General features: G+C 54.9%; 18 protein-coding genes. 7 read left to right on the top strand and 11 right to left on the bottom strand.

Features of this window, described 5'->3' with window-relative positions; all coding sequences use genetic code 11:
• Positions 1–58 precede the first annotated feature (58 nt).
• Genes JYE49_RS02450 through murB form a run of 4 tightly spaced genes read right to left on the bottom strand, consistent with a single transcriptional unit; the run spans position 59 to position 4,870 of the window.
• Positions 59–2,110, bottom strand: coding sequence for a hypothetical protein (locus JYE49_RS02450; protein WP_093955896.1), 2,052 nt, complete (start codon positions 2,108–2,110; stop codon positions 59–61).
• Positions 2,107–3,093 (bottom strand): DNA-binding protein WhiA, encoded by a 987-nt coding sequence (whiA, locus tag JYE49_RS02445; RefSeq protein WP_093955895.1) that lies wholly within the window; start codon positions 3,091–3,093, stop codon positions 2,107–2,109. Before whiA ends, JYE49_RS02450 begins: the two co-directional genes overlap by 4 nt.
• Positions 3,093–3,995 carry an RNase adapter RapZ gene (gene rapZ, locus JYE49_RS02440; protein ID WP_093955894.1) on the bottom strand — a complete coding sequence of 301 codons (903 nt, stop codon included), beginning with the start codon at positions 3,993–3,995 and terminating at the stop codon, positions 3,093–3,095. Before rapZ ends, whiA begins: the two co-directional genes overlap by 1 nt.
• The gene (gene murB / locus JYE49_RS02435; RefSeq protein WP_093955893.1) at positions 3,992–4,870 is read right to left on the bottom strand and encodes a UDP-N-acetylmuramate dehydrogenase; all 879 of its coding nucleotides are present in this window, start codon (positions 4,868–4,870) and stop codon (positions 3,992–3,994) included. The genes rapZ and murB overlap by 4 nt, the downstream gene beginning before the upstream one ends.
• 204 nt (positions 4,871–5,074) lie before the next feature.
• Between murB and JYE49_RS02430 the strand changes: the two genes are divergently transcribed.
• Both JYE49_RS02430 and secG read left to right on the top strand, forming a co-directional pair.
• Positions 5,075–5,761: a GntR family transcriptional regulator gene (locus tag JYE49_RS02430; protein WP_093955892.1), complete on the top strand. Its 687-nt coding sequence runs from the start codon at positions 5,075–5,077 to the stop codon at positions 5,759–5,761.
• 200 nt (positions 5,762–5,961) lie between these two features.
• Positions 5,962–6,189: a preprotein translocase subunit SecG gene (gene secG / locus JYE49_RS02425; RefSeq protein ID WP_179217161.1), complete on the top strand. Its 228-nt coding sequence runs from the start codon at positions 5,962–5,964 to the stop codon at positions 6,187–6,189.
• Positions 6,190–6,237: 48 nt separating this feature from the next.
• Here the strand turns inward: secG and JYE49_RS02420 are convergent, their stop codons facing one another.
• The 7 genes from JYE49_RS02420 to JYE49_RS02390 all read right to left on the bottom strand — a co-directional run bounded on the left by JYE49_RS02420 (position 6,238) and on the right by JYE49_RS02390 (position 13,122).
• A complete protein-coding gene (locus JYE49_RS02420; RefSeq protein WP_093955890.1) occupies positions 6,238–6,480 on the bottom strand; it encodes a hypothetical protein in 243 nt (80 codons plus the stop codon).
• Complete coding sequence (locus tag JYE49_RS02415) at positions 6,477–7,673, bottom strand: alanyl-tRNA editing protein (RefSeq protein ID WP_179217160.1); 1,197 nt, start codon at positions 7,671–7,673, stop codon at positions 6,477–6,479. The genes JYE49_RS02420 and JYE49_RS02415 overlap by 4 nt, the downstream gene beginning before the upstream one ends.
• Positions 7,674–7,747: 74 nt before the next feature.
• Positions 7,748–9,121: a class II fumarate hydratase gene (gene fumC / locus JYE49_RS02410; protein ID WP_093955888.1), complete on the bottom strand. Its 1,374-nt coding sequence runs from the start codon at positions 9,119–9,121 to the stop codon at positions 7,748–7,750.
• A 20-nt stretch (positions 9,122–9,141) separates the two neighbouring features.
• The gene (locus tag JYE49_RS02405) at positions 9,142–10,065 is read right to left on the bottom strand and encodes a hypothetical protein (RefSeq protein ID WP_093955887.1); all 924 of its coding nucleotides are present in this window, start codon (positions 10,063–10,065) and stop codon (positions 9,142–9,144) included.
• Between the two features lie 171 nt (positions 10,066–10,236).
• Complete coding sequence (locus JYE49_RS02400; RefSeq protein WP_093955886.1) at positions 10,237–11,676, bottom strand: M20/M25/M40 family metallo-hydrolase; 1,440 nt, start codon at positions 11,674–11,676, stop codon at positions 10,237–10,239.
• A complete protein-coding gene (locus JYE49_RS02395) occupies positions 11,673–12,356 on the bottom strand; it encodes a hypothetical protein (RefSeq protein WP_093955885.1) in 684 nt (227 codons plus the stop codon). The genes JYE49_RS02400 and JYE49_RS02395 overlap by 4 nt, the downstream gene beginning before the upstream one ends.
• Before the next feature lie 16 nt (positions 12,357–12,372).
• Positions 12,373–13,122, bottom strand: a complete 750-nt coding sequence (locus JYE49_RS02390; protein WP_179217159.1) for a DUF5058 family protein — start codon at positions 13,120–13,122, stop codon at positions 12,373–12,375.
• A 209-nt stretch (positions 13,123–13,331) separates the two neighbouring features.
• Between JYE49_RS02390 and JYE49_RS02385 the strand changes: the two genes are divergently transcribed.
• From JYE49_RS02385 to JYE49_RS02365, 5 genes are all read left to right on the top strand, one after another.
• Positions 13,332–14,207, top strand: a complete 876-nt coding sequence (locus tag JYE49_RS02385; RefSeq protein ID WP_093955883.1) for an EFR1 family ferrodoxin — start codon at positions 13,332–13,334, stop codon at positions 14,205–14,207.
• The gene (locus tag JYE49_RS02380) at positions 14,177–14,758 is read left to right on the top strand and encodes a TetR/AcrR family transcriptional regulator (RefSeq protein WP_093955882.1); all 582 of its coding nucleotides are present in this window, start codon (positions 14,177–14,179) and stop codon (positions 14,756–14,758) included. The genes JYE49_RS02385 and JYE49_RS02380 overlap by 31 nt, the downstream gene beginning before the upstream one ends.
• 88 nt (positions 14,759–14,846) lie before the next feature.
• Positions 14,847–15,113 (top strand): hypothetical protein, encoded by a 267-nt coding sequence (locus tag JYE49_RS02375; RefSeq protein ID WP_093955881.1) that lies wholly within the window; start codon positions 14,847–14,849, stop codon positions 15,111–15,113.
• A gap of 193 nt (positions 15,114–15,306) precedes the next feature.
• Positions 15,307–16,455 (top strand): serine hydrolase domain-containing protein, encoded by a 1,149-nt coding sequence (locus JYE49_RS02370; protein ID WP_179217158.1) that lies wholly within the window; start codon positions 15,307–15,309, stop codon positions 16,453–16,455.
• A gap of 39 nt (positions 16,456–16,494) precedes the next feature.
• Complete coding sequence (locus JYE49_RS02365; protein ID WP_283399281.1) at positions 16,495–17,010, top strand: AAA family ATPase; 516 nt, start codon at positions 16,495–16,497, stop codon at positions 17,008–17,010.
• Positions 17,011–17,174: the final 164 nt, after the last annotated feature.

Below are 17,174 nucleotides of genomic sequence, written 5' to 3'. Positions count from 1 at the left end.
GTTTATTCTATCACAATCCCACCTTTTTGAACAGGAATTTTTATCTGAATTTAGACTTTTATTCGGTTTTTCCGGAAACCAGTTTGTAGATGCATGCTTCACTGTTTTCAAAGACCTTTTCGCCCAGTGCTTCCAGGCCTTCCTCGTCCACGTTGTAACTGCTCAGTTCATAGCTGGAAACGAACACATATTCCGCCCCGTACTTTGCCGGAACGTGACTGTTCGCTTTGGGATCCTCATAAAACGCTTCCAGGTCCTGGTTCCGTTCCCATGTATCAAAGCCATGATAATACAGCCACAGGTCCGGTCCGCACACAATCGACCTTCCTGCAATGGAAAGTACGGGGTTCAGATGCTGGGTTCCGGTTATGAACACAGCGTCCTGCGGGGTATTGTCCAGGGCATATTCGCCGGCCTCCACAGAATCGGCACTGAAGGCCATATAACTGGATACGCATTCACGCCAGATCGTCAACCCGGCGCTGAAGAAAGTGACCGCCGCCGCAAGCACCGCCAGGAATCTTCTTCCGCCGAAACCCTCCAGCCGTTTCCAGAGGCCGGATATCCAGTCAGCGATAATCATGCAGCACAGCAGCCACGCCAGGTAAAACAGTTTGTTGTTATCATATTCATTGGGCTGGAAGCGGATAAACTCCGCCGCCAGGATAATGGGCAGCGCCATGCAGAAAATCCGGCGATTCCTCGGTTTCTTGTCAAACAGCGCCGCAAGCAGTGCCAGAACCGGCAGGCCGATATTCTTGATATAGAACCAGAGATACAGGTCCCGCATGCCGTTTCCGCCCGGATTGTTCACCCAGTTGAACTGCAGCTTCAGGAAGGAATGGGATCCCTCCTGGAAAGCCTGGGCAAAGGTGAAGCAGAAAAGCTGCGGTGCGGCCAGTACCAGGACAATCAGGGCATAAACAATATACCGGAGCAGGATCATCCACCGGGATCTGCGTTCCATAAGCGCTTTCGGATCTCCGTGGATCAAATCGTAGCACATGGCACCCAGGGATGCCAGTCCCAGAGCCAGGAAGCTGTGGGTATGGATCAGGGGAAGGGCGCCTGCCCAGATTCCCAGCAGGATCAGTCCCCGATTCCGGTTTTCCCGGTCCATCAGCTTGGCTCTGAATTCCGTATTAAGCAGATAAAAGCAGGGAACAACCATGCACCAGCCGCCCAGCGTTGTCCGCTGGGGAATCAACATATCGCAGATCACATTGCTCCATCTCAGGTTATTGGGATCCGGCTGATTGGTAGGTGTTGTGTAATACCCCGTCAGGATATACTTTACACGATCCGCCGCCGTGGAAAACCAGTCGGATATCGTCTGCCCGATTTTTGCCAGGAAGGGTGCGTCCGCATCCATTACCGTCCATGTTCCGCTGCCCGCCTGGTCAAAATCATACAGGAAGCCCAGCCCGCCGTTCAGGAAAAACAGTGCCGCCGTCAGCAGCGCCGTCTTTTTGCCGCCGGTCATATCCCGTGCCAGCACAATCACACCCATATAGCACAGGGCCATCATCAGCGATCCGGGTATAATCACTGCAGCCTGCAGGCTGCATCCCAGCAGATAGAAGGTGGAGCTCAGGCTGTCCGTAAGGAAAGGATAGCTCAGCTGCGCACCCGGGAAGAACGGATAGTCCGCCGGGAACTTTTTCCCGATCAACCCGGTCACAAAACTCAGGTGCATCGGCAGATCCCCATAGGTGCTCTGCCCCACATTCCAGTTTCCGTTCGCATCCACGCGCATCACATGGCTGTACTGCAGCCAGATGCCCAGCATGGTCAGCGGAACCCCAATAATCAGCAGCTGCCGAAGTAACTGGTTTTCCTTTTCATCCCATTCTGCCGGTGTACGCTTATCCCGCAGGAACCAGCACAAAAGGGTCAGTAAAAACAGGATACCCGCAGCAAAAGCATGCGCCTCCACATCAAACCGGAACAGGAAAGCACCCAGGGCCGGCAGCCACATTTCCTCCAGCAGGCCCAGGCTCATGCCCAGCCACAGCCGGTTCAGCGGGCGGTGCCGGGGCAGCAGGAAGCGGACCGTCATCATACCGAAGAACAGATACATCAGGCAGTATGCCAGCGATGCGATCATCATCCTTCTTCTCCCCCTTTCCCGTATTCCTTTTCCACCTGCTGCGCAATCTCCATCAATCGGCGCAGCCGGTGGTTCACGCCGCTCTTGCCGACCGGCGGATCCATCATTTCTCCCAGCTCCTGAAGGCTCATATCCGGGTTTTCAACCCGAAGTCTCGCCACTTCCCTCAGAGCCGGAGGCAGTGTAAACAGGCCGCGGGCAAGCGAGATCCGACGGATGGCTTCCGCCTGTTTCTGGCCCGCGTCCAGCATTTTTTCACTGTTATGCTCATCGCAGTTGGCAGCCCGTGTCGCTGCGGCCCGCAGCTGCTTGTTGATTCGGATGTTTTCCATATCCAGCACGCTGCTGCCGGCGCCCATGATTGCCAGCATGTCGGAGATCTGTTGAGCGTCCTTCAGGTAGATAATCCTCTGCCCTTTCCGCAGATAACTGTGATAAGGCAGCTCGCATTTCTCCAGCAGCTTCTCCAGTGTATCCGCCAGCCGGTCATCCGCTTTCCACTCAAAATGATATCCTTTTTCCGGGTTGGTCATCGTTCCCGCGCCGAGAAATGCTCCGCGCAGGAAAGCCCGGCGGCAGCACTGGCGCGTCATCGGATGCCGCGGAACGGTATGTTTCAGGTGAAGCTGGCCGTTCTCATCTTCCTCTGCCATATGCAGGGCGTTCAGCAGGGCACGCGTATCATCTGTTCCCAGGGTCAGTACGCAGCTCCGGCGTCCGCCCAGCTGGCTTGTCTGGACAAAATGAAGCTTGGGTGCGGCTCCCAGGCGCATTTTCAGAAGCTGAAAAAGCCGTCGGGCCGTACCTGCATTATCCAGCCGGTAACTGACGGAGATCCAGCCGCCGCCCCGGAAGGACAGATGACCGGAAGTCTGGGTCAGGGCAGAAATCTCACTGAGCATACAGCAGGATTTCCCCAGGGGAAGCCGGATCAGTTCCTCCTTTACCCCGGCGGAAAAGCTCCGCGTGTCCGAAGTGCGCATTATTCCTCCTCAACCGGCGTCGTCCAGCGTGCCTGCTCCAGCAGCAGGTCCCTGTGGTTGATTTCTGTCGGCAGTCCCTGCTCCCGCAGGTACTGTCCCAGCGCCTCGGCAATGGCGACAGAGCGGTGGGCTCCGCCGGTGCAGCCGATGGCGATCACCAGCCGGCGCTTTCCCTCTTCCCGGTAATGGGGAATCAGGAAATCCAGCAGTTCCGTATACCGGCGCATAAACTCCTGCGTGGTGGGATGATCCATCACGAAGCTGCGCACATCTTCATCCAGGCCGCAATGCCTGCACAGGTTTTCAATATAGAAGGGATTCGGCAGGAAGCGGACGTCCGCCACCAGGTCTGCCTGCCGCGGCAGGCCTCTTTTGAAACCGAAGCTGAGAATTTCTGCCCGGATCGGTGGTTCCGTATCGGACAGATCGCCCAGGGCCTTGTCCAGCGCCTTCTTCATGGCCCGGGAAGTCATATTCGTGGTATCAATCACGTAGCCGGCGGTTTCCCGCAGCGGCTGCAGGCGGGTGCGTTCCTCCACGATGGCCTCGATCAGGGTCAGGCCTTCCTGGCACAGGGGGTGTTCCCGTCTCGTCTCCTTGTAGCGGTCCAGCAGCGTCTCGTCGCTGGCCTCCATAAAGATCAGCTCAATCTGATGACCCATCTGGCGCAGTTCCCGGATCATTTTCGCCACGGCGTTGGCGTCAAAAAACTCGCCGCTGCGCACGTCCACAGCGATCGTCACCGTCTGGTGCTTCACCGGGGTTGTGTCAAAGGCTTCGATCAGTTTCGGAAGCATCATCGGCGGCATGTTATCCATGCAGAAGCTTCCCTTATCCTCCAGATAGCGGACGCAGGCCGTCTTGCCCGCTCCGCTCTGGCCTGTGACGATGATATATCTCATAAATCTGTACCGATTATCCTGATCTCCGGCTCCAGCCGGACACCAGCCCTTTCTTCCACTATATCCTGCACCTTTTGCATCAGATTCAGGAAATCCTTGCTGCTTTTACCGGTATTCACCAGGAAGCCGGCATGTTTCTCGCTCACCCGCGCCCCGCCGATGCTGTATCCCTTCAGGCCGCACTGATCAATCAGTGCTGAAGCGTAATATCCTTCAGGGCGTTTGAATGTGCTGCCGGCACTGGGCAGGTCCAGCGGTTGTTTTTCAGCGCGTTTCGCGTTCAGCTCAGACATCCTCGCGCGGATCACAGCCGGATCACCGGGTTCCAGTTCAAAAACGGCTTCCGTAACGATAAAGCCTTTTTCCATTACAACAGAATGACGATAGCCGAAGTCCATTTCTTCCCGGCTCAGGCAGATCTTCCTGCCGTCCGGATAAATACCGTGTACTTCCTTTACTACCTGCACAATCTCTCCGCAATATGCGCCGGCGTTCATGGTCACGCCGCCGCCCACGGTACCGGGAATCCCGGAAGCAAATTCCAGCCCCCGCAGTCCGGCTTCCGCTGCTTCCATCGCCACAGTGCCCAGCATTGCACCGGCCTGTGCGCGGATGATGTTGCCCTCCCGGGTAATCTGGCGCATGTTCTTTCCAATACAGATCACCAGGCCGCGGATACCGCCGTCCCGCACCAGCAGATTGCTTCCGTGTCCGATCACTGTCACCGGGACGTTGTTTGCACAAGCCTCGGCAAACAAAGCGGCAATCTCTTCCTCGTCATGGGGGAAAACCATATAATCTGCCGGCCCGCCGAGCTTCAGCGTCGTGTGCGCACTCATCGGCTCATTCACCAGTGCGTTGAACTTCTCGAACATGTATCCCGCTCCTTCATTGCCCTTTCGGCAACAGTAATCTCAGTAAATATGCTTTCTGATCAAAGAATCAGGAAATAAATTTAACGTATTATTATACCGTTTTTATCCCTTTCTCTGCAACTTATTGACAAAATTGTTTTTTTGCTGTAATTTGTATACAAAGTGCAGAAAAAATTCTGTACTTATTGATGAGGAGGAAAGAGCATGTCCCTGTCATTCCAGCCTATGATGGAAAGCCGGCCCATTCGGGAAATCGCTTACGAAGTGCTGAAAAAGGCCATTATTACCGGTGAGATTCCCGCCGGTGAACGGATCGTCGAAACAGATTACGCCGATCGTCTTCACATTTCCCGCACGCCGCTGAGAGAAGCCCTGCGGAAGCTGGAACGGGACGGTCTCGTAGAATACGTCATGCGCCGGGGCGTTATTGTGCACGCCTTTACCGCCGATGACGTGGAGCAGATCTACACCATCCGCAACAGTCTGGAAATGCTGACGCTGCCGGACATTATCGCCAACGCTACGGCGGAAGACATTGCCGAGCTGCGGGAAATGCTTGCCAGGATGGACGAGCTGGATGCGAAGAACGATGTGGAGAACCTCTCCCCCATCGCCCGTGACTTCCATACCCGGCTGACTTCCATTTCCGGAAAGAACCGCATCCTGCGGGTCATTGAAGGTCAGGATGAATACATCCGCCGCTTCTCCGCCATGGCCATCCGTCAGGAGGACCGCCGGTCCGACGCCAATGCGGAGCATCACAAGCTGGTGGACCTGGTGGAGCAGAAGGATCTGCCCGCTTTCGAAACCCTGATGAAGCACCACATTGAGCGCAGCAAGGAATGCTGCCTCACCGCCCTGGCTGCCAGGAAGCAGAATCGGGAACTGTAATAATTCAGAATTAAGAATTCAGAGTTCAGAATTGTATTTGGTTTTTCCATCACATAGGAAAACACACATCATTATGAATTATGAATTATGAATTGTGAATTTGAAAAAACAGAATTCATCAAGAATTCTGTTTTTCATTGACATCGTTAATCCCTTATGTTATGATATGCGGGCTGATTTATCGAGGAGGTTTTGTTCTTATGGCTACTGTTATTTCTATCGTGCTGATCATCGCAGCGCTTTTTATGATCGTTTCCGTTCTTATGCAGTCTTCTGAAGAAGGCGGCATCAGTGCCATCACCGGCCAGTCCAACAGCTATCTCAGCAAGTCCAAGGCCAAGACCTTCGAGGCCAAGCTTGCCCTGTGCACCAAGATCGCTGCCGCGATTTTCGTTGTGCTGAGCTTGCTCATGCTGGTCATCAAGTAATTCAATTGTTATTTAAACGGCTGCTTCTGTGGAAGCAGCCGTTTTCTTTTACTCTTCAATTCCGTTAATCTTGAACCGGAGCCTTCTGGGCTCGATTCCCAGCTTTTCTCCAAGTTCAAACATTTCCTGCATCAGCTTTGCCTTGGCTACCCGCTCGGTCACCTCGCCGGAGGAAACGCTCACCTGCAGGTTCGGATAGTCCGGATGAAGGCAGATCAACATGTACATTGCCGGATCCTGTGTACGGTCCACATGCCAGCGGATCCGGATCAGGTCTTTTTCTTCTGTCATTTGCTGATTCCCTCCGTCATCAGGATCTTCCGTGCCACGGATACACACTCCGGAATTCCTGCGCCGCTGGCCATATCCGGCCTGCCGCCGCCCCGGGCAACCCGCTTGATCAGGTCATTCATATCTATCTTCACATCCGCCGACCGGGCAAAGGTCAGCCGTTCTCCGGCGCACAGGAGCAGGGCCCTGCCCTTGGCGGAAATATACTCAGATACCGCCGCTGTCACGGCCCTTCCGTCAGTCTCCGGCATGGTCAGCACGCACAGCGTTACGCCCGGCAGGTCTTCTGTGTTTCCGGCTTCCATCATGGATGCCAGGATCTCCTTGGTCTCCAGCCGGTTGGCCCGTTTTTCCGCTTCTGACAGTCTGTATTTCAGGTCGCTGGCCGCTGAGGACAGCTTGTCCACCGGACAGCTCAATGCAGCCCCGGCCTTGTCAGCATAGCGCATATAGGTCTGGAATAAACTCACTGCGCGGCCGCCGCATACGAAAGCCACCCGGACTTTTCCTTTGGCCGGAATGGCGGAAAGAATCTTAATCAGTCCGATTCTTCCGGTGGAGGAAGGATGAGTGCCGCCGCAGGCGACCATTTCGAAATCCCCCATGGCCACAATCCGTACATGCTCCGTCACTGTGGGCGCTTTGCGCAGCGGCAGGCGCTTCAGTTCATCCTCATCCGGGAACCAGCAGCGAATCGGCGCGTCCATCCGGATGCGTTCGTTCACCGTGTTTTCCAGCATGAGGATTTCTTCCTCTGTCAGATGAGTCCGTCCTTCCGGCAGGGAAACGTCAATAGTGGATTCCGCCTGGCCCAGGTGCAGGCCGATCGTCGTCCCCTCAAGCTTTTCCCAGATGGCGCCGGCCAGCATATGCTCGCCGCCATGCTGTTCCATATGATCCGTACGCCGTGCGCCGTCAATTTTTCCGCGCACCGCAGTACCCACGGGGATTTCCTTGTCCACCGTATGAACGACTTCCCCGTCTGCGTCCACTTCCACGTCCGTGACTTTCGCGGTCACCTTGCCGAAGGTCAGCGTACCGGTATCATAGGGCTGCCCGCCTGAAGTCGGATAGAAAGCGCTCCGGTCCAGGGTAATTACCCATTCTCCCGGCCGCGTCCCGTTCTTTATCGACGTGACTTTCCCCTCAAATTCCCACAGGTATGCGTCGTCGTAATACAGTCTTTCCGTCATTATCAATCGCTGGCAGGCAGTCTGGAGGATATACATCCCACTTCCTACCTCCTACCTCCTACCTCCTACCTCATTCAAACCATTTCTTCCGGATGATATGCCGCGTCAAACTCTTCTTCCGTCAGGAAGCCGAGTTTAACGCACGCTTCACGCAAGCTCAGCCCTTCCCTGTGCGCTGTCTGCGCGGTCTTCGCCGCGTTCTCATAGCCGATCTTCGGAGACAGGGCTGTCACCAGCATCAGGGACCGCTCCACATTCTCCTGCATCTTTTCCCGGTTGGCCTGGATACCGCTCACACAGCGTTCCCGGAAGGAATCCATACTCTCCGCCAGCAGCCGTGCGCTCTGCAGGAAGTTGTAGGCGCATACCGGCATGAATACGTTCAGTTCAAAGTTGCCCTGGCTGGCCGCAATGCCGACTGTCACGTCATTGCCCATCACCTGTGCCGCCACCATGGTCACCTGCTCACACTGGGTAGGATTCACCTTGCCCGGCATGATGGAAGATCCCGGCTCATTCTCCGGAATTGTAATCTCGCCCAGTCCCAGCCGCGGGCCGCTGGCCAGCCACCGGACATCATTGGCAATCTTCATCAGGTCCGCCGCCAGCGCCTTCAGTGCACCGTGGGCAAACACCATTTCATCCTTGGATGTCAGGGCATGGAACTTGTTTTCCGCTGTCACAAAGGGCAGTCCGGTTTCTTCCGCAATCTTCGCAGCAGAAAGGCTGCCAAAGCCCGCCGGAGCATTCAGTCCGGTACCAACAGCCGTTCCGCCCAGGGCCAGTGAAAGCAGCGGTTTCTCCGCCATCTTCAGCAGTTCCTCATCCTTTTCCAGGCTGGATCGCCAGCCGGAAATCTCCTGGGAGAACAGGATCGGCGTCGCGTCCTGCAGATGTGTGCGGCCGCACTTGAGCACATTGGCGTTTTCCTTCTCCAGCCTGATCAGTTCATCCTTCAGCCGGGTCAGAGCCGCGCCTGTCCGCTCCATGGCTTCTGCCGCGGCAATATGCATCGCCGTGGGGAAAGTATCGTTGGAGGACTGGCTCATATTCACGTCATCGTTGGGGTGCAGCAGCTTCTGCCCTGCGATCTCATTCCCCCGGTTCGCGATGACTTCATTCATGTTCATGTTGCTCTGGGTACCGGAGCCCGTCTGCCAGACCACCAGCGGAAAATGCCCGTCCAGTTTGCCGGCCAGGATTTCCTCAGCCGCCTGCCGGATCGCGTCGCACTTTTCCGCCGTCATTTTTGCCGGCTTCAGTTCCCGGTTTGCCAGTGCCGCTGCCTTTTTCAGCACGGCAAAAGCCCGGATAATTTCCTCCGGCATGTTTTCCCGTCCGGCGCCGATCGGAAAATTGTTCCGGCTCCGCTCTGTCTGTGCTCCCCAGTACCGGTCCGCAGGAACGCGAACCTCACCCATGGAATCGTGTTCTGTTCTGTACGTCATGCTGTTCCTGTCCTTATCGTTTAATCCAGGTCCGTGATTTCGTCGTTCGCCGTGTACTGCGAATGGCCGGATGAGATCCATCCCCATACGCCGTCCACCCAGATGTAATACCAGGTCTTCTCCGTAGAACCAATTTCCTCTGTGTAGCAGGGATAACTATCGCCTCCGTAGACCCGGGCCACCATGCTGGATTCCGGATCCGACCTTCTCCGCACGATCATGGCCTCATCAGAGTTGCCGTTAACAGTAATCATGCCGGTTTTTGTGGTGTTCATCGGAGAAACTGCCGGGAAACCCAGCTCCTCATTACCGGTATAAACCTTGCCGTCAATCTTCAGCGCCGCCCAGTCACGATCAATAAAACCACGGGTCAGCCTGTCGTTCAGCTTGGTTTCCACATACCACCAGTTGCCGGTATAGGTATATTTGCCGAGTATGGTAATTTCCGTTCCCTTCTGCAGCGTCCCGAAAGGTGTGGTGTTGGAACGTGGATTATCCGTGATATCAATACTTTGCGCCAGTTTTACAGGAATGCTGACGAGTGTCAGCCTGGAAATATTCGCCTTCAGGGGTTTGCAGTACTTCGGCGGAATATAACCCACACGGGCTCTCCCATCCTTCAATTCGCAGCGGACCATCAGCCAGCTGTCCACATACCCGCCCACGCTGATTTCGGTTTCCACGTTGCAGGCCGCTTTCCCGTCAGCCAGCCGGATGGAATCCTCCGAAGGGGCAGTATAGATGGGGCAGGAACCCTTGCCGATTCCGTTTTCACGAACAAAGAATTTGAAATCCGGCACCTTCAGCAGCGTTGCCACGGTTTCGGATTCAGCTGCCGGGCAGGAGGAATCCCCTTCTTCTGCCAGCACATTCCCGCAGGAAAACACCAGCATCAGCACCAGCACGATCGCGATCAGCCTGAAACACACTCCGTTATGCTTCATTTCTTTATTCCTCCTTGTATTTTCCCCGTCATATTACCATATTGCCCGGATACCTTGCAATCCGAATTAAAAGTAAATACAACGTTTGCGAAGCAAACATTTCACATTGGCCGAAGGCCGGTATTTCATATAGCGAAGCCATATTTCACAAATTCACGAAGTGAATTTATTTCATTTGCCTGCAGACTTTATCAGATTTCGGTAATAGTCCACTGCTCCCGGTAAGCAATTATACTCAATATTTTCATTGACTCCATGCATACCCTTCATCTGTTCCGGTCCGTAGATTACCGGAGCAAACCGCACCACGTTGTCACAGATCTTCTGATAGAACCGGGAATCCGTGGCGCCTGTCATCACATAGGGGCTTCCGGCACAGCCCGGGAAAGTTTCCGCAATCACGCGCTGTACTGTCCGGAAGGCTTCTCCCTGGATATCCACCGGCTCTGTGTAATCATTGGCTGCCAGCACTTCCATATCCAGCCCGTGCTTTTCCGCCAGCTTCCGGACAATCCCCAGGCTTTCTTCCATGCCCTGGTGCGGAATAAACCGCATGTTTGCGGAAACGCTCGCCTCCTGGGGCAGCACGTTGCAGGCGTCGGATCCGCTCATCTGGGTAAACGCCATGGTGGTGCGGATCATAGCGCCCGCCTGCGCGCTGATCATGGGCAGCACCTTCAGCAGAATCGGCCGGAACAGCCACAGGTTGGAAAGCACAAGCTTCAGCGGAAAGCCCGCATAGGGTGCCAGCGTTTCAAACATTGCCGCCACTTCCTTCGGCATCTTCCGCCGGAAAACGGGATGTGTCTCAATCTCGTTCACAAAGGCAGCCAGCCTTGCCACCGGGGAATGAGCAGGCGGAGCACTGGCATGGCCCCCGCCGGATCTGGCGGTGAAGCGCACGTCCGCCTTGCCTTTTTCAAACACGCCCACCATGGCAAAGTTGCCGTGAATACCGCCGATGGGTTCGGTAATGATGCCGCCGCCTTCATCGCAGACCAGATACGGTTTCACCCCGCGTCTTTCCAGCTCGGCCACCAGCTTCGGGCATCCGTCTCCGCCCCATTCCTCCGTGCAGGAGGAGGACAGGTACACGTCCTGTGCCGGAACATATCCTTCTGCCAGCAGCTCTTCCACCGCCTGGAAGAAGGCCATTACCGAACACTTTGTGTCAGAGGCTCCCCGGCCCCAGACTTTGCCGTCTGCGATATCCCCGGAGAAAGGTTCATGTTCCCAGGTGCCTTCCGCGGGTACCACGTCCTGATGGCTCATCAGCACCAGCGGGCGGTCGCTTTTCTGCCCCTTCCAGTAAAACAGAAGGTTGCCGTCAATCTCCGTCTTTTCAAGTTCCCGGTGCACCAGGGGGAACAGCTCCTCCAGCACCTTATGGAAGCCCAGGAACTTCTCCCGCTGATCTTCTCCGGGCACGGACACCGTCTCATACCGGACCATGTCGGCAAGCTTCCGGGCATAGCTTTCCGCCCGTTCCGGATCCGGATCCGGCCGGTAGGTGGACTGCTTTCCCGGAATCAGCAGGGTGCGGATCACCGCGGCCAGCAGCAGAACCAACAGCAGGCCGATCAGTCCCAGCATAATCCACAGTACGATCATTCGGCTGCTCCCTTCGTCTCCCGGCGGTATTTCATCCAGGCCAGGGCAATCGCCAGCGCGCCGGCGGGAATGATCATGAAGCTGGTGGAAGACGTCAGGCTCGGCACCAGCGTGAACAGGACGATCATCACCGTCAGGGGAATCAGCGCCAGCAGCGGATCCTTCCGGTAATACTTATAGGCCATGGCGCCGAAGAGCGCCGGCACCACATTGGCAAAAGCCGGAGCCAGCACCGGGCTCTGCAGCACGGGCTGCAGCGGAATCAGCAGCACCACGCCCAGTGCCAGCACCACAATCGTCACCAGGGCGGAAGTGGCGATGGACAGGGTCGCGATCACCTCGTTCTCCGCTGTGCCGGATTTGGCGTCCACCAGTTCCTTCGCGTTCATGGCGCAGGGAATCTTCATGTTGATCAGGTTGCCGGTAATGAAGGCCAGATAGCTTCCGCCGGCGCCCAGCATGGGCGTGTAGACCAGGAATTCCACCACGCTGGAAACCGTCCAGACCAGGCCTACGGAAAGGAAGCCCCGGGCTACCGCGCCCAGGTCCGGACCCGCACCCAGCAGCGTGCCGATCATGAACGGTGCGCCGACCAGCAGCACCAGCGTAATCATGGAAACAATCCGACCCAGCCGGTGGGTGGATTTCAGGTAAGCTTCATAGTTCTTCTGTTTGTCCATTTCTCTCACTCCCCTCTCAGTGACCGATCAGCACCGCCGCCAGCATACCGATCAGCATGCTGCCCGCGATGGAGAAGTTGTCCAGCCACGCCATGCCCTTCTTCTCGGAGAAGTAGGTGAACACGGCCATCGCCAGTGCCGCCGCGGCCACAACAGCCAGCGGCGTCCAGCTGCCGGAGAAGGAAAACAGACCGCCGCCGGAAATCCATCCGCCGACATAGCTGCCGATATAGGCGCTCACCATGCCGATAAACATGGCCGTCATCGCCTTGTCACCAAAGCCGCCGCCGGTACGGGTTTCCTTTTTTCCGCCCTGCTGCAGACGGTTCAGGTATTTCTTATTGAAAAGGGTCGAGAGGATCATTCCCCACATGATGCAGATGCTCATCAGCAGGGCGATCGTCGGGAAGGCCTGGGCCGTCATCTGGCCGGATCCCAGGGAGACGCCCAGCTGTTCCGCCGCCGCGTCCGCCACCTGCGTCTCATAGTGCAGGGCGCCGATAACAGACAGCCGCAGCCACGGCCACGGTACGCCCAGGCTTCCGCTCAGGGCCAGGACGCCCAGCAGGATGCCCACGCTGGGCAGCACGGAGAAGGTGGCGCTGGCCGTAACCGCCCGTTTCATCCGGGTCACATCCATGCCCAGGGCTTTACCCGCCCGCCAGGCGCGCACCATAAAAATCACACAGACCACGGCAATAAATGCCACGATTGAACCGCAGATCAGATACACTCCTCCGCCGTTCAGCTGCTCCAGAACGCTCATTTGCATATTCCTCCTGTCCGGATAACCGATATCATCAGAATTATATTACATCAGGAACCCGGCTTCAAGAATATACTATTCTCCTTGCTGCTCATTACGGATCTATCTTTTCAGCTTTATAGAACGTTATTCTATTTTCTCTTGACACCCGAGGTCTTCCTCTGTTATGATTTTGTAGAACGATATTCTATTTTAAGGGGGAACAATCCATGAAAGGAAGAATTTACTACTTTACAGGAACAGGAAACAGTATGCGGGCAGCGCGGGTGATCGCACAGCAGCTGAAGGATACGGAGATCATATCCATGAGAGTCAATCCGGAAGAAGTACCGGCAACAGACTGTGACGTCATTGGCTTTATATTTCCTGTGTATCACTGGTCCATGCCTGCGCCGGCAGCCGCTTTTGTGGAAAAGCTGTCTGTCAATCCGAACGCCTATATATTTGCAGTCGCTATGCCCAGTTTTATTTGCGGAATGGCCTGCGAAAAGCTTGCCGGAATTCTTGCTGCCAGGGGAATTACCCTGGACTACGGTAATAAAGTATTCAATGTGGCAAACTATGCCATTGTGTATCCCCCGTTCCCTTCCGCAAAACTGATGGTTCCTCAGGCTGAACGGAAGCTCCGGAAAATTGCAGAGGATATTGCCCGGCGAAAAAAGCGGGATTATCCCCGTGCAAGCGCGTTCATCCGGCGGAAAAGGGAGCGCATCATGGCTCCGTATCTGGAATTGCTGAAGTATGCGGACAATCCATTTACCATCAGTGCTGACTGTATCTCATGCGGTCTGTGCAGCAGGGTCTGCCCCTGCGGGAATATTATCCTGGAAAACGGAAAACCAGCCTTTCAGCATCACTGTACCAACTGTATGGCGTGCGTTGTCAGTTGTCCGAAACGTGCGATCGGGTATAATATAAAAGAAGGAGACCGGAAGCTCATGGATGCGTCGAATTCGAAAGCGTCGCTTGTCAGGTTCATGGGGCTCCCGGAAAAACGCAAACTGTACCGGAATCCGTATATTTCAGTCAATGATCTTGCAAAGGACAGGGAATTATGGCAAAAAGAGGCGAAACAAGAGACGTAATCATCCAGGCCGCAGCGAAAGTCTTTTTTGAAAATGGTTTTGAAAAGACTTCCGTCAAAATGATCCTGGAGGAAGCCCATGTTGTCACGGGGAGCTTCTATCATTTTTTTGCGTCAAAAGAAGCACTTTTTGAAGCAGTGGCAGAAAGTTTCATGGAAGCATATACCAGGCGGGTCAGCACTATTCTGGATGACGATACGCTGGATATGGAACAGATCATTGACCATTTCCTGAATGAGCTTGGCCGGACTGCTGATTCCTATACCCGCATGTTTCAGGGAAACAAACTCCACTGGACCGTACGCTCCGCCCTGCATGACAGAACCCTGGAAGCAATGATTCCTCCGCTTGCCCGGGCCCTTACCAGGCTGAAGGAAAGCGGCGCGGTCGGAAATACCCTGGATGTGGATGACCTGACGCTCGCAAGGATTCTCATTAAAGGTTCCGAGGCCATCATCTGGAGTAAAATGCCGTCTGATCCTGTATATCTCAAGTCTGAAAAACTCCGTAAAACACTGACAGAATACTGGAAAAAATTAATCAGTTTCTGAAACAGCTTTATGGTTTTTACTGCCATCCTCCTGTGCGGGTACGTATAACCGATTGAAAAAAAGTCCCGCTCCCGAGGAGGAAAAACGCATGAATCTCACCGTGAGAGAAAACCAGACAGAAACGGAAAACAAACCCACTGCGTTCAGAAACAAAGCCAGCCGGATCCGGATCATTGCCATGACGGTGATGGACGTCCTGTTCAGCTGGCTGGCCTGCGGCGTAACCTATGCCGCCATCCAGCCGGGGCTCCCTTTCCGCCATGCACTTATCAGCCCCATTGCCCTGTTCATTATGATTCCTGAATCCGCAGCCTGGTTCTATCTCATCCGTACCATCCGGAACGGTTCCCGATAAGGAGAGAACACTGCTGGATTATCAGAACGGAGGATCGGTTCATTCCGGTCCTCCGTTTCATATACGTGTCTGATCTGAACTTCACGTGGAAATCCGGTTTCTCATCGTTTACTGGTGTGCAGAGATGCAAAAGAATGATATAATCCGATTATCTCAGTCCGAAAATCACATTTCCCCCGAAGGAGGAATATCCATGAACCATCTGATTCAGAACACTCTCAGCCGCTTCGTGGACTCCGGCGAGATTGCCGGCTGTTCCGCGCGGATCCTGCGGAATGATGAAGTCCTGTTTGAAGGAAGCTTCGGATACGCGGATATTGAAAACAAAATCAAAATGTCTGAAAATACCATTTTCCCCATTGCGTCCATGTCCAAGGTCATCACCGTGGCCGGCGTCATGCAGCTCTATGAGCAGGGGCTTTTCAAGCTCTGGGATCCCGTAAGCAAGTACCTGCCCGGATTCAAAAACCCGAAGATCGCAAAGGAAAAGCCGGACGGTTCCTATGAGCTCGTGGACGCCAAAGGCGAAGTGACCCTGAGGCAGCTCTTCACCATGACCAGCGGCGTCCCCTATGGCTGGGGAGACACCGCCGCTGGCCGGATCCGCAGTGAAAAGGAAAATGAATGGATGACCAGCGGTCTTCCCTTCCCTGGCTCTGTAGAATATGTCAACCTCGTCGGCCAGCTTCCCCTCGCCTTTGAGCCTGGCGAACGATGGATGTACGGTTTCTCCATTGATGTTCTTGGTGTTGTCCTGGAGGTGCTGACCGGCAAATCCCTGGGCGAATACCTGAAGGAAAACATCTTCGATCCCCTCGGCATGAGCGACACCGGCTTCTTTGTGCCGGCTGAGAAGCAGGATCGGATTGCCACCCTGTACCATATTACTGAGGGCATGAAGCCGGGCGAACGGAATTATCCGTCCTCAAAGCCGGATTTTGAAAGCGGTGGCGGCGGCCTGTTCTCCACGGTAAAGGATTACTCCCGTTTCGCCCAGATGCTGCTCCACGGCGGCACGCTGGACGGCGTTCGGATTCTCGGCCGGAAGACGATCGACCTGATCTCCACGGATCACCTGACCCCTGAACAGCGGAAAAGCGACAACTGGGAAACCCAGCGGGGCTACGGCTACGGCCTCGGTGTACGCGTCATGACCAATCCCGAGCTGGCGGACATTAACGGTTCCGTCGGAGAGTGGGGCTGGGACGGTGCTTTCGGCAACTGGTTCTGCGTGGATCCGAAGGAAAATCTTACCTGCGTTTACCTGACCACCAACCGCCCGGGTGAACATTATCGCTTCATTCCGAAGCTGATGGCCTCCATGTACGCATCGTTGGACTGATCTGCCGGTAACAATACAGAAATCGGAGGAACAATACTGATGGGAATCCTGATCTGCGGCCTCAACGGCTGCGGCAAAAGCACTCTGGGCAGGCAGCTGGCAGAACGCCTGGGTTACCGTTTCATTGACAATGAAGACTTATATTTCCCAAAGGATGACCCTTCCTATCTCTATTCAGCCCCCAGAAGCACAGAGGAAGTCATCCGGCACCTGGAAGGTCTGATCGAAGAAGACCGCCGCTTCGTGTTTGCTGCGGTCAAAGGAGATTACGGGGACAAGCTGCCTGCCTTCCTGGACCATATTGTGCTGATCGAAGTACCCAGGGAGGTTCTGAGCCGCCGTGTCAGGGATCGTTCATATCAGAAATTCGGAGACCGGGTGCTTCCCGGCGGAGACCTGTACGAAAAAGAGCAGAAGTGGTACGCCCTGACCGACAGCCGGCCGGATGACTATGTGACGCAGTGGCTGGATACTGTCCGTTGCCCCGTAACCCGCATAGACGGCACCCTGCCTGTTGAGGAAAATCTCAGCAGACTATTGTCCATTCTTGCCTGATCACAGGAACCGATCATTGAACGATGCGCCTTCGGACGCATCGTTTATTTATGTAGTATTTGTAACATTTTTCTTCTATGTGTAATTGTTTTGTAATATTATGTTTACATTTTGGAAATAATGTGATATTATCTCATTGTAAAAAACTGCCAATTCTGAAGGAG

This window comes from Aristaeella hokkaidonensis, from assembly GCF_018128945.1.
Classification (GTDB): Bacteria; Bacillota; Clostridia; order Christensenellales; family Aristaeellaceae; genus Aristaeella; species Aristaeella hokkaidonensis.
The sequence above is the reverse complement of the archived record's forward strand: the minus strand, read 5'-3'. Positions and strand labels throughout refer to the sequence as shown.

What these genes read in the sequence shown, in the direction of transcription:
- JYE49_RS02450 (WP_093955896.1), bottom strand. Translation starts at nt 2,110, where the DNA reads ATGATGATCGCATCGCTGGCATACTGCCTGATGTATCTGTTCTTCGGT.
- whiA (WP_093955895.1), bottom strand. Translation starts at nt 3,093, where the DNA reads ATGCGCACTTCGGACACGCGGAGCTTTTCCGCCGGGGTAAAGGAGGAA.
- rapZ (WP_093955894.1), bottom strand. Translation starts at nt 3,995, where the DNA reads ATGAGATATATCATCGTCACAGGCCAGAGCGGAGCGGGCAAGACGGCC.
- murB (WP_093955893.1), bottom strand. Translation starts at nt 4,870, where the DNA reads ATGTTCGAGAAGTTCAACGCACTGGTGAATGAGCCGATGAGTGCGCAC.
- JYE49_RS02430 (WP_093955892.1), top strand. Translation starts at nt 5,075, where the DNA reads ATGTCCCTGTCATTCCAGCCTATGATGGAAAGCCGGCCCATTCGGGAA.
- secG (WP_179217161.1), top strand. Translation starts at nt 5,962, where the DNA reads ATGGCTACTGTTATTTCTATCGTGCTGATCATCGCAGCGCTTTTTATG.
- JYE49_RS02420 (WP_093955890.1), bottom strand. Translation starts at nt 6,480, where the DNA reads ATGACAGAAGAAAAAGACCTGATCCGGATCCGCTGGCATGTGGACCGT.
- JYE49_RS02415 (WP_179217160.1), bottom strand. Translation starts at nt 7,673, where the DNA reads ATGACGGAAAGACTGTATTACGACGACGCATACCTGTGGGAATTTGAG.
- fumC (WP_093955888.1), bottom strand. Translation starts at nt 9,121, where the DNA reads ATGACGTACAGAACAGAACACGATTCCATGGGTGAGGTTCGCGTTCCT.
- JYE49_RS02405 (WP_093955887.1), bottom strand. Translation starts at nt 10,065, where the DNA reads ATGAAGCATAACGGAGTGTGTTTCAGGCTGATCGCGATCGTGCTGGTG.
- JYE49_RS02400 (WP_093955886.1), bottom strand. Translation starts at nt 11,676, where the DNA reads ATGATCGTACTGTGGATTATGCTGGGACTGATCGGCCTGCTGTTGGTT.
- JYE49_RS02395 (WP_093955885.1), bottom strand. Translation starts at nt 12,356, where the DNA reads ATGGACAAACAGAAGAACTATGAAGCTTACCTGAAATCCACCCACCGG.
- JYE49_RS02390 (WP_179217159.1), bottom strand. Translation starts at nt 13,122, where the DNA reads ATGAGCGTTCTGGAGCAGCTGAACGGCGGAGGAGTGTATCTGATCTGC.
- JYE49_RS02385 (WP_093955883.1), top strand. Translation starts at nt 13,332, where the DNA reads ATGAAAGGAAGAATTTACTACTTTACAGGAACAGGAAACAGTATGCGG.
- JYE49_RS02380 (WP_093955882.1), top strand. Translation starts at nt 14,177, where the DNA reads ATGGCAAAAAGAGGCGAAACAAGAGACGTAATCATCCAGGCCGCAGCG.
- JYE49_RS02375 (WP_093955881.1), top strand. Translation starts at nt 14,847, where the DNA reads ATGAATCTCACCGTGAGAGAAAACCAGACAGAAACGGAAAACAAACCC.
- JYE49_RS02370 (WP_179217158.1), top strand. Translation starts at nt 15,307, where the DNA reads ATGAACCATCTGATTCAGAACACTCTCAGCCGCTTCGTGGACTCCGGC.
- JYE49_RS02365 (WP_283399281.1), top strand. Translation starts at nt 16,495, where the DNA reads ATGGGAATCCTGATCTGCGGCCTCAACGGCTGCGGCAAAAGCACTCTG.